Origin of the sequence: Belliella aquatica (genome assembly GCF_014637795.1) — a bacterium.
In the GTDB taxonomy this organism is placed as follows: domain Bacteria; phylum Bacteroidota; class Bacteroidia; order Cytophagales; family Cyclobacteriaceae; genus Belliella; species Belliella aquatica.
This window is the reverse complement of sequence record NZ_BMFD01000005.1, coordinates 259146-273596: the sequence shown is the minus strand read 5'-3', so window position 1 is coordinate 273596 and position 14451 is coordinate 259146. Positions and strand designations below refer to the sequence as shown.

General features: G+C 37.5%; 13 protein-coding genes. 3 read left to right on the top strand and 10 right to left on the bottom strand.

What is annotated here, in order from left to right; translation table 11 throughout:
* Positions 1 to 135: 135 nt before the first annotated feature.
* From IEV57_RS09555 to IEV57_RS09545, 3 genes are all read right to left on the bottom strand, one after another.
* Positions 136 to 2466 carry a TonB-dependent receptor gene (locus IEV57_RS09555; RefSeq protein WP_229744304.1) on the bottom strand — a complete coding sequence of 777 codons (2331 nt, stop codon included), beginning with the start codon at positions 2464 to 2466 and terminating at the stop codon, positions 136 to 138.
* A 142-nt stretch (positions 2467 to 2608) separates the two neighbouring features.
* Complete coding sequence (locus IEV57_RS09550) at positions 2609 to 2815, bottom strand: helix-turn-helix domain-containing protein (RefSeq protein ID WP_188442093.1); 207 nt, start codon at positions 2813 to 2815, stop codon at positions 2609 to 2611.
* A 3-nt stretch (positions 2816 to 2818) separates the two neighbouring features.
* Positions 2819 to 3355, bottom strand: coding sequence for a DUF2975 domain-containing protein (locus IEV57_RS09545; protein ID WP_188442091.1), 537 nt, complete (start codon positions 3353 to 3355; stop codon positions 2819 to 2821).
* A gap of 225 nt (positions 3356 to 3580) precedes the next feature.
* On the opposite strand from IEV57_RS09545, the gene IEV57_RS09540 reads away from it, so the two are divergent.
* Positions 3581 to 3976 (top strand): hypothetical protein, encoded by a 396-nt coding sequence (locus IEV57_RS09540; protein WP_188442089.1) that lies wholly within the window; start codon positions 3581 to 3583, stop codon positions 3974 to 3976.
* A gap of 120 nt (positions 3977 to 4096) precedes the next feature.
* On the opposite strand, the gene IEV57_RS09535 is transcribed toward IEV57_RS09540, so the two are convergent.
* On the bottom strand, positions 4097 to 6727 hold the full coding sequence (locus IEV57_RS09535; protein WP_188442086.1) for a valine--tRNA ligase: 2631 nt from the start codon (positions 6725 to 6727) through the stop codon (positions 4097 to 4099).
* 64 nt (positions 6728 to 6791) lie between these two features.
* The gene (gene hutG, locus IEV57_RS09530; protein ID WP_188442080.1) at positions 6792 to 7760 is read right to left on the bottom strand and encodes a formimidoylglutamase; all 969 of its coding nucleotides are present in this window, start codon (positions 7758 to 7760) and stop codon (positions 6792 to 6794) included.
* Positions 7761 to 7895: 135 nt separating this feature from the next.
* On the opposite strand from hutG, the gene IEV57_RS09525 reads away from it, so the two are divergent.
* Complete coding sequence (locus tag IEV57_RS09525; RefSeq protein WP_188442078.1) at positions 7896 to 8390, top strand: glutathione peroxidase; 495 nt, start codon at positions 7896 to 7898, stop codon at positions 8388 to 8390.
* Entirely contained in the window at positions 8390 to 8821 is a 432-nt protein-coding gene (locus IEV57_RS09520; protein ID WP_188442076.1) for a MarR family winged helix-turn-helix transcriptional regulator, read from the top strand. Before IEV57_RS09525 ends, IEV57_RS09520 begins: the two co-directional genes overlap by 1 nt.
* Positions 8822 to 8828: 7 nt before the next feature.
* Here the strand turns inward: IEV57_RS09520 and IEV57_RS09515 are convergent, their stop codons facing one another.
* From IEV57_RS09515 to hutI, 5 genes are all read right to left on the bottom strand, one after another.
* A complete protein-coding gene (locus IEV57_RS09515; RefSeq protein WP_188442074.1) occupies positions 8829 to 9866 on the bottom strand; it encodes an alkane 1-monooxygenase in 1038 nt (345 codons plus the stop codon).
* Between the two features lie 295 nt (positions 9867 to 10161).
* Entirely contained in the window at positions 10162 to 12156 is a 1995-nt protein-coding gene (gene hutU, locus IEV57_RS09510; RefSeq protein ID WP_188442072.1) for a urocanate hydratase, read from the bottom strand.
* A 269-nt stretch (positions 12157 to 12425) separates the two neighbouring features.
* Positions 12426 to 12782: a HepT-like ribonuclease domain-containing protein gene (locus tag IEV57_RS09505; protein ID WP_188442070.1), complete on the bottom strand. Its 357-nt coding sequence runs from the start codon at positions 12780 to 12782 to the stop codon at positions 12426 to 12428.
* Positions 12775 to 13074: a nucleotidyltransferase family protein gene (locus IEV57_RS09500; protein ID WP_188442068.1), complete on the bottom strand. Its 300-nt coding sequence runs from the start codon at positions 13072 to 13074 to the stop codon at positions 12775 to 12777. The genes IEV57_RS09505 and IEV57_RS09500 overlap by 8 nt, the downstream gene beginning before the upstream one ends.
* A 59-nt stretch (positions 13075 to 13133) precedes the next feature.
* A complete protein-coding gene (gene hutI / locus IEV57_RS09495) occupies positions 13134 to 14378 on the bottom strand; it encodes an imidazolonepropionase (protein WP_188442066.1) in 1245 nt (414 codons plus the stop codon).
* Between the last annotated feature and the right edge of the window lie 73 nt (positions 14379 to 14451).

The window sequence follows — 14451 nt, the reverse complement described above, 5'->3', positions numbered from 1 at the left end:
TTTTTCTTCAAAAGGGATTAATTGTTATATTTTATCTGCTTTCAGACTATTGGCCACTTAAAATACTCTATTTAAACTGATGTGGACCGTTAGGAGTCGACACCTGGATGTCACTGAGGATAATCATAGTACTTTTTAAAAATTATATCTAGCACTAAATAATGCGATTCTTGTCTCTCTTTTTGAGTAAAAGGACTGCGAAAATGTGTTTGTCAGACTGTTCCCCGCAAACCTTCTTGTATCAAAAATATCTCTGATACTCAAAGCAATGCTTCCTTTATTGTCGAAGAAGCTTTTTTGGATGTTAGCATCTATAAAATATTGGGATAGGTCTCTGCCCTGAGCTTCGATTTCAGGAGAGTCATAATTGAATACCAACTGAAGCGTGAAATCCAATGGAAGCTTAAAGTCAGAATTCAATTTGGTATTCCAAGCAAAGCCACTATTGACGAATTCTTCACCTACATTAGATCCATCTACGCTGATATTGAAACCTGTTAAACTTCCGCTGACATTCCACCATGGAGTGATGTCCCACAATCCAATTAATTCCACGCCATAAGATTCACCTGTATTGAGGTTTTCAGGCTGAGAATATGAAATTCCATCTTCAATTATTGTTATAAAATCCAATAACCCATTTACTTGTCTGTAGAAAAAATTGGTCGTTAAACTCGCTTTTTTCAACTCCATAATATGACCTAATTCCAAAGAGTGGATCATTTCAGGTTGTAAGAATGGATTTCCCCTTCTGACATTCAAGGAATCAGTGATATCTGGGAATGGATTCAATCTCCAAGCTGTTGGTCGATCTATTCTTCTGCTGTAGGTGAATTTTATTTGTTGTGCAGTGGAAAATTTGTAGAGAGACTGAACGCTAGGAAACAAATTAAAATATTCTTGTTTGTTTCTCTCTTCAGTATTATACAAATAAGTGTCTACAGTAGTGTATTCCCCTCTCAAACCAGCGGTGATATCTATTTTATTGCTTGCCCTACTCCAGACGAAATATCCTGCATGAATTCTATCTTTATAATCAAACCTATTGCTAATTGCAGGATCATTTACAAAATCTTGAGTACCCTCGTTGAATCTTGAATAGTCATAATCATTGTCGAAATTTCTGAGATTTGACTTTGCCCCAATCTCAATTTTCATTTGATTAGGTAGAGGATGGATGTAGTCAGTTTGAAAAACAGTATTATATCTTTTTTCATCAGTAAAAGCTCTTTCTTGACCATTTAGATTTTCTGGGTTTGGCGTCGAAGCATTTCTGAAAATCTCGATGTTTTGAGTTTTAAATTGATTGGTATAAGAATTACTAACAATGAATTTAAATGAACGCTCTTTGTCATCGAATGATCTTTCATAGATGAAAGAGTTTTCAAGTCCATCATCAGTTTCAGTTTCATTATTTCTTCTTACATATTCCAATAGGAGATCATCAGATTCCAAAGCTGATAGCCTTGAATATAAAGTGTTGATTTGTTGATCAAGGCTAGTACTGAATACACCTTCATAACTGATGGTGTTTTTACCGAAATAATAGTCAGCACCATAATTAAAAGTGTGACCTAAATTTTCACTTCTATTTCCAGTTTCTTGATTGAGTTTTTCTCCGTCACCGAATATCTCTCTTTCTATTCTGCGATCACCAACATCTCGCCATCTTCTCAAATTGTAGCCAGCATATACGTTATATTTGACGGTTCTGTGATTAAATCTCGCACCTGTATTCATCCTTCCTCTTGTCCCGTAGGTCAATTCAACTCCACCGTTGGTGCCTAAATCATCGCCTTTTTTCAAAATAATATCAATGATTCCTCCTTCTGCCTCGGCATCATATCGAGCATTTGGATTATTGATGATTCTTATTTGTTCGATAGCACTGGCGGGGATTTGATCCAAATTTTGCGTTAAAGAGGAGTTTCTACCATTTATCAAAACATTGGTCCCAGTACTTCCCCTCAAGGAAATCCCTCCATCATCACCAACCCTAACAGAAGGGGTATTCCTCAATATATCTAGCAGCGTCCCTCCAATATTAGATAGATTCGCACTTGGATTGATTGTGATGCCTTCCACATTTGTGCGCATCAAAATCTTACTAGACTCTACGACTATTTCGTCCAGATTTTCTCCCTCGTTAAAGATTTCAATATTTTGAAGGTTTAGATTTCTATCGACTTTTATGTTTTCTATCTCCTGTCTTTCATAACCAATCAAATACAATCTCAGGTTATATGTTGCGGGAGGAAGTTTGATGTTGAATATGCCATCAATATTAGTATCTGAATATGCCTCTGGACTATCTTTACCAGGTAGAAAGAATGCTACTTGAACAAATGGGACAGTTTCTGCACTTTCAGAATCAATAACTTTACCAGTTACATTGAATTGATTTGCAGTATTCTGTGAGTATACACTTTGATTTTCCCCTAGAGATGTTAAGAGGAAAATTACCAAAAAGTTTATTTTAAAAATTTTCATTTGTAGTACTAAGATAGGTTTGCGTGCAATACATTTAAGTTACCTATACAAGCGAAAACTACATGGATTGGTTTTACTTCAAGGCAATAAATTGATGAATGGTAGATTAAGCGTGTATTTATTCTTGGGAAAACTCCAAAATATCTCCTGGCTGACAATCCAGCGTTTTGCATATCGCTTCTAATGTGCTGAAGCGGATGGCTTTTGCTTTTCCTGTTTTTAAAATGGAGAGATTCGAAAGTGTGATGTCTACTTTTTCAGACAATTCGTTGAGAGACATTTTTCTTTTTGCCATCATGACATCTAGATTTACAATTATTGGCATAATTTAGATGGTTAGCTCGTTTTCAGATTGGATTTCTACGCCTCTTTTGAATACTTGGGCTATTGCATAGACGATTGCTCCCATAAAAATATATTCTAAAGAACTTCCTAAAAATCCACCCACAGGAATGGATTGCTCAAATCTTTTTCCGACCCACTCAATGTAGCTGCTAGCAATAATTATGGATATGCCTGTTTGAATAGCTACAGCTCCAATTTTAGAAATCAATTTTGTAATTTCATTACTAAACGGATGAACCAAATTGATTTTTAGGAATACTTTTATCATCAAATAAAAGATATAAGCTTTCAAAACTGAAACAAGTATTAGGAGTGATAAAGTAGCTACATAATACCAAAAATGATTGTCCTGTAGCGTGTTTAAATTTAAACCTTCATACAGATTTTGAGAGACTACAGGTTTGAAAAGACTGTAGGTGAACGTAAACATTAAAACTCCTGCTTTAATGCAAAGTCCTATAAAGATGATCCAAATCACTACTGTGATGAACATTAATTTAGGTTGTATTTTCCAATTCATGATTGAGTTGTTTGATTTATTATTCAAACATCGATAAAAATTTATTGAAAAACAATAAAAATGTATTTATTATCAATTATTTTTGTTTTTATAAATACCTGAAAACTTGCTACTAAGCGAGTAGGTTAAAATACCTACTAGTAGGTATTTTTTGAATGATTTTAATTATTTATATTTAATCTTCTGATTTATAGAGTCTTTAATAATTTTTAACCTAGTTTTTTTATGAAAGATATAAGAATTTGTTTGAATCCAGTTTGCGATCGTTTAGTATTAGGCAGATCCGACAAAAAATATTGTTGTGATGGCTGCAGAAGCGCACATTATAATGATACAAAGCAAGAAAAGAAATCAGACCCATTAAAAAGGATTCTTAAATTTCAAGAAAATAATCGTGATATTTTGAGAGAAATTTTTGAGAAAAATGAAGGTAAGGCAATAGTTTCAAAAAGCTACCTGATTGGTCTAGGTTTTAATTTTATGTATCACACACATTTTATGCTTACTTATAAAAGAAAATTCCTTCAATGTTCTTTTGATTATGCAATAAGAGTGATAGATGATTATTTGGTTGAAGTTTGTAGAAGCATAGATGATGGTCCTAATTCTAAACTTAATTAATGGATTTGATTCATTCAAGAACTATAAATAAGTAAAGCAATTCTTGACTAGATGTTCTAAAAAAAAAACAAACCCCGAAGCTGAAAGGCTTCGGGGTTTGTTGCTTTATAAAATACTATTTCAGCCTAATTTTGCCAACGCTTCTTCTAATGCTTTGATTTTAGACTCTGCATCGGCTTGCTTCTTTCTCTCATTTTCGATTACTGCTGCTGGTGCACCAGCCACAAAGCGTTCGTTACTTAGTTTTTTCACTACAGAATTTAAAAACCCTTTGGTATATGCCAAATCCTTGGAGATATTTTCTCTCTCTTCCTCCAGATTGACTTGTCCTTCCATTGGGATGAAGCATTCGTCAGCTTTGACCACAAAGCTTACTGAATTGTCAATAGAATCACCAAATGTCACCTCGTCAAGATTCGCTAATTTTTTCAAAACAGCATCAAATCTATTGTAAAGATCTTCTTGTTTGGTTTTGATCGTCAACGAGAATGCTTCTTTTGGCGAAATCCCTTTGGAAGCACGAATATTCCTTATCTGAGACACAACTTCAAATACTTGCGCTGCTTCTTTTATAATTTGCTTATCAAATGATTTTGCTTTAGGCCATGCAGATACTATTAATACTTCTGATGTGTCCCTTTCTTTGATTTGATGCCATAGTTCTTCGGTCAAGAAAGGCATAAATGGATGCAAGATCCTAAGAATATCTTCAAAGAATTCGATGGTCTTCGTTTGCGTTGCTGGATCAATCGGAGCTTGATAGGCGGGTTTGATCATTTCTAGATACCAAGAACAGAAATCATCCCATACCAACTTGTATGTGGCCATCAAGGCGTCTGATATTCTGAATTTTTCAAAGTGATCCTCGATTTCTGTCAAAGCTTCATTGAATCTATTCTCGAACCAAGTGATCGCTGCTTGATTGCTTTCACCTGAAAGACTCGAATCAATTTCCCAACCGCTCACCAATCTGTAAGCATTCCAAATTTTGTTGGAGAAGTTACGACCTTGCTCAACCAATTTTTCATCAAAAGGAAGGTCGTTTCCAGCAGGGGAGGAGAAGAGCATTCCGGTACGTACACCATCTGCGCCAAATTGTTTGATTAGCTCCAAAGGATCCGGTGAATTGCCCAAAGATTTGGACATTTTTCTACCTTGTTTGTCCCTTACAATCCCTGTCAAGTATACATTTTTGAAAGGTTTTTCTCCTGTATATTCGTATCCCGCAATGATCATTCTTGCAACCCAGAAAAACAAAATCTCCGGAGCTGTCACCAAATCATTGGTTGGGTAATAGTACTTCAAGTCTTCATTTTTCTCTCCTGTTCTGAATACTTCAGAATCAAAAACAGAAATAGGCCATAGCCATGAAGAGAACCAGGTGTCAAGCACATCTTCGTCTTGAGTCAGGTCATTCAGCGAATATGCTGTCCCAAATTTGTCATTTGCAATCTGAACAGCCTCTTCTTTCGTTTTAGCTACTACAAATTCACCATTTGGAAGGTAATAGGCTGGGATTTGATGTCCCCACCAAAGTTGACGGGAAATGCACCAGTCTCTTACATTTTCCATCCAAGAGCGATACATGTTCTTGAATTTTGGTGGATGAAGTTGGATTACATCTTCCATCACTGAACTCAATGCCGGTTTGGTGATGTCCTCCATTTTCAAAAACCACTGCAATGAAAGCTTTGGTTCAACAACAGCATCTGTTCTTTCAGAGTGGCCTACATTGGATTTATACTCTTCGATCTTGTCCAACTGACCTATTTCATCCAGCATTTTTCCGATTCTCTTTCTTGCAATAAATCGATCTTCTCCGACAAGAATCTGAGCTTTTTCATTGAGCGTACCGTTATCACTCAAAATGTCGATTACCTCAAGCTTGTGTTTGATGCCCAATTCATAATCATTGATATCATGGGCAGGAGTCACTTTCAAACAGCCTGTGCCAAATTCCATATCTACATAGTCATCCTCAATAATAGGGATAGCTCTATTGATCAAAGGAATAATTGCTTTTTTACCTTTCAGGTGTGTGAATCTCGGATCATTTGGATTGATACAGATTGCCACATCAGCCATGATCGTCTCTGGACGAGTTGTGGCAATGGTCAAAAAATCTTCGTTTCCTTCTATTCTATATTTGATATAATAAAGCTTAGACTGTATTTCTTTCATGATCACTTCATCATCCGACAAGGCTGTTTTTCCCTGTGGATCCCAATTGACCATTCGGATTCCTCTATATACCTTCCCTTTGTTGTAAAGGTCTATGAAAACAGAGATCACAGCTTCACTCAAGTCAGCATCCATGGTGAACTTTGTTCTGTCCCAGTCGCAAGATGCTCCTAATTTCTTGAGTTGCTCTAGGATAATTCCACCATATTTCTCTTTCCATTCATAGGCATATTTCAGGAATTCTTCTCGAGAAAGAGATTTTTTATCGATTCCTCTTTCTTTAAGCATTGCAACTACTTTCGCTTCTGTTGCAATGGAAGCATGGTCTGTTCCCGGAACCCAGCAAGCGTTTTTGCCTTCCATTCTAGCTTTGCGGATCAATACATCCTGAATGGTGTTGTTGAGCATGTGTCCCATGTGCAAGACTCCAGTGACATTCGGTGGAGGAATGACGATGGTGTAGGGTTCTTTTGTGTGATCTACTTTGGAGGAGAAAAATTTATTTTCCATCCAGTAGGCATACCACTTTGATTCTGCTGCTTCAGGATTGTATTTTGTAGCTAATGACATAGGAATTGAGCGCTTATTTAAAACTTCAAGGCGCAAAAATACAAGAAATTCTCTAGTCTCCCGTTCATTCCCAGATTTTCCTCAAGGTAAACTCTATGCATCGAGCAGCAAGTTTGGCTGTACAGAGATCCTGATCATAGCTTGGATTGAGTTCCACTACATCCATACTGATCAATTTCCGGCTTTTTGCCATGTATTCGATGACTTTGAATGCAAAATCTGGCGTAAAGCCCATGGGTGAGGCAGCGCTCACCCCAGGTGCATAAGCTGAGGAAAATCCATCCATATCTATAGTCAGGTAGATTTTATTCACTTTATCGGTGAAGGCATTAAGCATGTCTTGTACCTTCTCCCAATTATAGATTGTGCAAGCTTCATTTTCTAACCACCATGTCCCAGTTTTCTTTGCAGTTTCAAACAAAGAAGCTGGATTAGCCGCCTTTTGAATTCCCAAACAACAATATTGTAATGAGACATTTCTTTCTTTTGCGTAGTTGATTAGCTCAAGGAATGGAGAGCCAGAGTGTTCGAGTCCATTGACTTTTTCTCTTAAATCAAAATGAGCATCTAGGTTTAAGATGCCTACTGATTCGCTCTTATCCGCTGCCAAGTCAATAATGGCTGATCCGTGAGGAAGTGCTAAATCATGACCACCACCGAGAACTACAGGGAAATGTTTGGTTTGTAGGAGTTTGGAGATAACCTCCTTTGTTTGATTCTGAACACTTTCTAATTCGGAATTGTCAAGCCAAATAGTTCCAAAATCAAGGATGTCTATTGATTCTGGTAAATGATAGGCCATAGATCCCATGACACTCTTGATGCTATCGGGGCCTATTTGTGCGCCAACTCTTCCTAGATTTCTGCGAACACCTTCATCGACGGCGTATCCAAGTAGCGCAATATTCTTATTTTTTGTATTAGAAATATCGTCAAGACTTTCTATACATCGAACTTTTTGATACCAGTACTGTATATCGTCTGCTGTTCTACCTTTCCAAAAATACTGTGGTGTAAGTTTGCGGTTTGTCATGTGGCTCGGGTTTTTACTAATGTACTAATTTGAATTATCGATTTCAAAAAATATTTATCTAGAAATTATATCGTAAGCGATATAATTAAAATAGAATTCCTATATTTATATCGCTTACGATATAAATAAATAATTATGGAGAATAAATTTCATGAATTTACAGCTGAGGATATCAAAGGGCAAATGGTGGATATGTCTCAGTTTAAAGGAAAAACTGTGCTAGTGGTGAATACTGCAAGTAAATGTGGTTTGACCCCACAATTTGAAGGTTTGGAAAAGCTAAATCAGAAGTATAGTAAAAAGGGATTAGTTGTGTTAGGATTTCCTTGCAGTCAATTTGCAAATCAGGAATTAAGCTCGGAAGATCAGATATCAGAATTTTGTGAAATCAATTATGGGGTCACTTTCCCAATGTTTTCTAAGGTAGATGTCAATGGAGATCAAGCGCATCCTATTTTCAAGTTCCTGAAGAGCAGATTGAAAGGGGGGATTTTAGGCTCTAAGGTAAAGTGGAATTTCACTAAATTCTTGATTGATGCAGATGGAAAACCTATCAAGAGATTTTCTCCATTCACAAAACCCGAGTCATTGGAAAAAGATATTATCAAGTTATTAAACATCGGTAAATAATGGAGCAATTAAAATTAGAAAATCAAATCTGTTTTCCATTTTATGCCATTTCCAGACTGATTACAAGGGCCTATCAGCCGCATTTAGAATCTTTGGGCATCACTTACCCCCAGTTTTTGGTGTTACTAGTTTTATGGGAGAAAGATGGACAGACAGTCAATCAGATAGCAGATAAATTGATTTTAAATACCAATACGATTACACCTCTTTTAAAAAGAATGGAGCAATTGGAGTTGGTATCAAGGGAAAAATCAAAAGAAGATGAAAGAAAGGTTATGGTAAACCTCACTCGTAAAGGTCAAAAAATGCAAGTGGAAGCGGCTTGTATTCCTGATGAATTACTTACCAAATTGGCAGGAAAAGATATCCAAAGAGAAGATTTAAGTGAGATGAAAAATCAACTCAATCATTGGATTGCTTTGATAAAATAGGTTCGGGTCAAATTGCGAATTTCTCCAGTCGAGGATTCATTATCCTAAACCATAAAGGAGGTACCAAAGCCATGAGCATACTGGCAGGATAACCTGTCGGGAGCTGTGGGCTGTCATCCATATGGCGAAGAATTTGATATTTTCTTGAGGCTAGAAAATGATGGTCAGAGTGCCTAGTCAATTCAAAAAGAACAATTCGGCCCATTTCATGATCTGAATTCCAAGAATGTCTTGGCATGACCCTTTCGTATCGACCACTTTCCAACATTTTTCTACGGAGTCCATAATGCTCGATATAATTGATAGTTTCTAGAAGCAAAAAGCCAACGACTCCAATTCCTAAAGCATACGGCAAAATTCCAATTCCAAAATACCAACAAACCCCTATTAAGTACGTGAGTTGGTAGACTGAAAACCTGATCATTTCATTATTCCATGAAAGATTTTTTAGCCCTTTTTTCTCTAATCTTTCAGATTCGAGTTTCCAAGCATTCAGGTATTGACCAATGACGGATCTGAAATAAAATTGATAGATAGATTCATTTTTTCTAGCTGTAGCAGGATCATGATCTGTGGAAACGTGGCGGTGATGCCCACGATTGTGTTCAATGAAGAAATGCTGATAAAAAACCGGTAGTAATCCTGCTTTGGCAAGAAATTGCTCCCATTTATTGCTTCTGTGTCCTAGTTCATGGGCTACATTGATACCCAAAGCTCCTAGGACAACACCAATGCTAAATGTCAAGCCGACAGTTTCATTTATGGAAAGTGAAGTATTGGTAATGGTTTGAAAATAGATGAAAACCAATACAAAACAGATGGGCGCACAGATATAAAGCAAAAGGTCAAAGAATCTATTTGACAAACGCTTTTTTTTTTCGGTGTCAGAGTAGTTTTCTGCTGAAGCGGGGTAAAGTGCGTCCAAAACAGGGAAAATGCCAAAGGCTAAAATTACGGTAGACCATGACCACCAACCTTGCCATTGCAATGCGAAATAGGCAGATAGCGGAATAGAGTAAGCAAGTAGATATTTGAGATCTTTCATCGGGGTCAAGCTAATTTTATTAAAATTTCCACAATAAAATCACTATAAGCAAGTATTAAAACCCTTTTTTGTTAGTTTCGATTTCAATTGATAATTCATGAAGATTGTTTGGAAGATTTTAATCATATTATTGGGTGTACCGCTTTTATTTATTGAGCCGAAATTTGCGTTAATTTATGTGATACTGTGCAATGTTGTATTTCTGATCGTTGACAAAAGGAGTAAAAAAAGTAATAGGTAAAATGAGGCATGCATATATTGCTAGGCTAATGATCTTTTATTTGGCACGGGAAATTTAAAAGTTCAATAAATCTTCATCTACCTTCTCTGGTATAGTGACTTTCAAACCAGGTGTTCTTTCCATTTCTCTTTTTATGGCAAATATAGCTTCGTCATTTCTAGCCCAAGCTCTTCTTGAAATCCCATTGTTCACGTCGTAAAAAAGCATAGACTGGAGCTTTCTTTCTGCTTCAACAGTACCGTCTAAGAGCATACCGAAGCCCCCATTGATTACTTCTCCCCAGCCTACGCCGCCACCATTATGGATGGAGACCCAAGTTGCTCCCCGGAAACTATCTCCAATCACATTGTGGATAGCCATATCAGCAGTAAACTTGCTGCCATCATAGATATTACTGGTTTCACGGAAAGGGGAGTCAGTACCACTGACATCATGGTGATCTCTGCCAAGCACGATTGGGGTTGATATTTCGCCGGCCTCTATTGCTTTATTGAAAGCTTGAGCGATCTTGATCCGACCTTCTGCATCAGCATACAGAATTCTCGCCTGAGAACCTACCACCAATTTGTTTTTACCCGCTTCTTCAATCCATTTGATATTATCCTGCATTTGTTGCTGGATTTCGGTGGGAGAGGAGGACATGATTTCTCTGAGTACCTTTGCTGCTATTTTATCAGTTTTTTCCAGATCTTCTGACTTTCCAGAAGTACAAACCCATCTAAAAGGACCAAAACCATAATCAAAACACATCGGCCCCAAAATATCCTGCACATAGGAGGGATACCTAAAATCAATTCCATTTTCCGACATCACCTCAGCCCCAGCCCGGGAAGCTTCCAACAAGAAGGCGTTTCCATAATCGAAAAAGTAAGTTCCTTTTGCTACATGCTTGTTGATCGCAGCAGCCTGTCTGCGCAGGGATTCCTGAACTTTGGTTTTGAATTGCTCTGGATCATTAGCTATCATTTCATTGGCTTCTACGAAACTTAGACCAGCAGGATAGTACCCACCAGCCCAAGGATTGTGCAGGGAAGTTTGATCTGAACCCAGTTCTACTTTGATATTTTCCTCGTCAAATTTCTCCCATACATCCACTATGTTGCCCAGATAGGCGATGGATGTGATCTCTTGCTTTTCTTGGGCTTTTCTTACCCTTTCACAGAGCTTATCCAAATCTTCAATCAATTCATCCACCCAACCTTGTTCATGTCTTTTGTAGGCAGCCTTTGGGTTGACTTCAGCACAGACAGTGATACAACCCGCAATATTTCCAGCTTTAGGTTGCGCGCCTGACATTCCTCCCAAACCAGCGGTAAGGAATACCTTTCCATTTGGATTGACAGCAGAACCTAGTTTTTTTCTAAAAGCATTCATCACCGTGATGGTGGTACCATGGACGATTCCTTGAGGGCCGATGTACATGTAAGATCCTGCGGTCATTTGTCCATATTGGGTTACTCCCAGTGCATTGTACTTTTCCCAATCATCAGGTTTGGAATAATTTGGGATCATCATCCCATTGGTAACCACTACTCGTGGAGCTTCCTTGGAAGAAGGAAAAAGTCCCATAGGATGACCGGAGTACATGTGCAGGGTTTGTTCTTCAGTCATTTCAGCCAAATACTTCATGGTGAGTAAATACTGCGCCCAATTTTGGAAAACAGCCCCATTTCCTCCATAAGTGGTCAATTCCTGAGGATGCTGTGCAACTGCTGGATCTAGGTTGTTTTGGATCATTAGCATGATGGCCGCAGCTTGTTGGGATTGAGCTGGATATTCCGAAATAGGTCTGGCATATATCTCATAATCTGGTATAAAACGATACATGTAAATCCTCCCGTAAGCCTGTAATTCTTCAAAAAATTCATTTGCCAATTCCTTATGCCAAGCGTTAGGGAAATACCGAAGCGCATTCCTCACTGCAAGTTTTTTTTCTTCAATACTTAAGATGTCCTTGCGCTTGGGAGCATGAGAAAAATTAGGATCAGGCTTCTTTTTGGAAGGAAGGGTAGTGGGGATGCCTTGAATTATAGATTCTTGGAAGGTCATGATATTTATATTTGGAATTTATTGGGTTTTAAAAGGTTTTAGATACCTGGGAATGAAATTTTGTAGAAATAAAATATTGAATACAGTAGAAGTATTGTTGAATGAAATAAGGTCGGAATCCACTTTGACAAGGGGAGCAAGTTTTGCTTCGTGAAATATTGTGGGGAATAAATTAACTAGAAATCAAAAGAGGGTTCTTTAGTTTAAAAGACTCCTGATATTTCATTTAAGTGAGGAATTTGTTGTTTTTGTTATAAAACTTCTGAAATTTAATTTTTCCAATTTCCCATGACTTGATCCACTTGTTTCAAAAGAACTGGAAGATGTTGATTAACTACAGACCATATCATCTCATCAGAAATTCCGTCATAAGCATGAATTATTATGTTTCTTAGCCCTATGATTGATCTCGATTCAGGCAGAGTTTCCAGAAATGTATTGTCTCTTTTTACAATTCTATTGACAGCTTCTCCAATTATTTCCAAATTTCTCTCTATTGCTTTTTTTAGAATTATATTTTGGCTGTAGTCTATTACAGACTCAATTTTATATTGATCGATAAAAGTCTGAATTTCAGTTCCGGCTAATTGAATGTCAAATAACCATTTTGCAATTCTATCATCCATACAAGAGTTCTTTTGATCTTTCTATGGATTGAATAAGGATGGGGTTTTTTAGCGTTTGCTTTTCGATAAGGTCCACTTCCCTTCCTGTAATTTTCTCTAAAGAAATTTTGAATTCCAAGTAATTCAGAAAATAGTCGTGGAGATCGATATTTTTGAATTTAACCAAAAAATCAAAATCAGATTTTTCTGTTATTTTCCCGACTGCGGCAGAACCAAACACATACAATTCTTCTACTTTATGTTTTTCACAAAGATTGCGAATTGCTAATTCTGGGAGGTTTGCTGTTTTCATAAGCTTAATTTAGGGTTTTATTTCCAATCAATTTCAACTTTATATCTACTTTATTTCAATCAAACTTTAACTCCATTTTTAATAATTATTGTTGGTTTCAATCTTCCTTGCTGATAATTAATCTCTTGATAATCGTCCGTAGGAAAAAGGATAATATCTGCAAGCTTCCCGAATTCAAGCGTTCCTCGGTTTTTTATCCCTAAAGCTGCAGCAGCTCTATAAGTTATTCCTGCCAATACTTCTGCATTGCTTAGTTTTTCGAAAGTACCCAAAACAGAGGCTTGCATCAGTAAATCTCCCATCGGGGCAGATCCTGGATTCCAATCTGAGGCGATGGCCAAAGATCCACCACCATCTAGTAGTTTTCTGGCTGGAGTAAATGACACTCCCAAACCGATGGACGCACCCGGTAACGCTACAGCAATGGAGTTTGATTCACACAGAAATTGTATTTCTTTCTCTGAACTTGCCTCCAAATGATCAGCTGAAATGGCACCAAAGTCAACAGCTATTTTAGACCCTCCAGGACGGAACTGATCAGCATGAACTGTGATGTCAAAACCCATTTCTTTGGCTTTTTGAAAATAGGATTGGATATCATCGGAAGTGAATGCTGTTTCCTCTATAAATGCATCGATCCGATTGGATAATCCTTCTGTTTTGAGGATTGGAAAAACCTCGTCAGCAATGGTCTTCAAGTAATCTTTATTTGTACCTTGAAAATCCTTGGGGGGGATATGGGCGGCAAGGCAGGTTGGAATCAAATCAGCTAATGTATTTTCATTTGCGAGTTTGATCGCTCTAAGCATTTTGATTTCCTCTTCGACGGATAAGCCATAGCCACTTTTAACTTCTATGGTGGTGATGCCATCTTTGAGGTGCCTATTGGCTCTTTGCACAGTCAGCTGAGCTAGTTTTTCAAGGCTAGCTTTCCGCGTTTGGGTGACGGTATCCCAAATCCCTCCTCCCGATTTAGCAATTTCTAAGTAGGATTTCCCAGCATTGCGCATGGCATAATCTTGTGCACGACTACCTCCAAAACAAATATGTGTATGGCAATCAACTAATCCAGGCAGTGCAACAAAATCCCCTTTCAAGGATATCATCTCTGCTCCGATAGATTGAGCTTCAGGATAAAGATCCCAATAGGGGCCTATTTCATAGATTTCTTCATCCTTTATCAAAATGCCTGCTTCTTGGATAACTTGCAGCTGTTCATCTTTCAATGCGCCTTTGAGTGGGAGGTTGGCCATGGTGACGGCTTGGCGAATTGGGCCGATGAATGTGTATTTTATGGTTGGCATGTTTTTCTTTTTTTATTGATACAAAGGCGGGAAGACACAAAGATTTTTAGAGTTGAAATAAAGGTATAGTGGT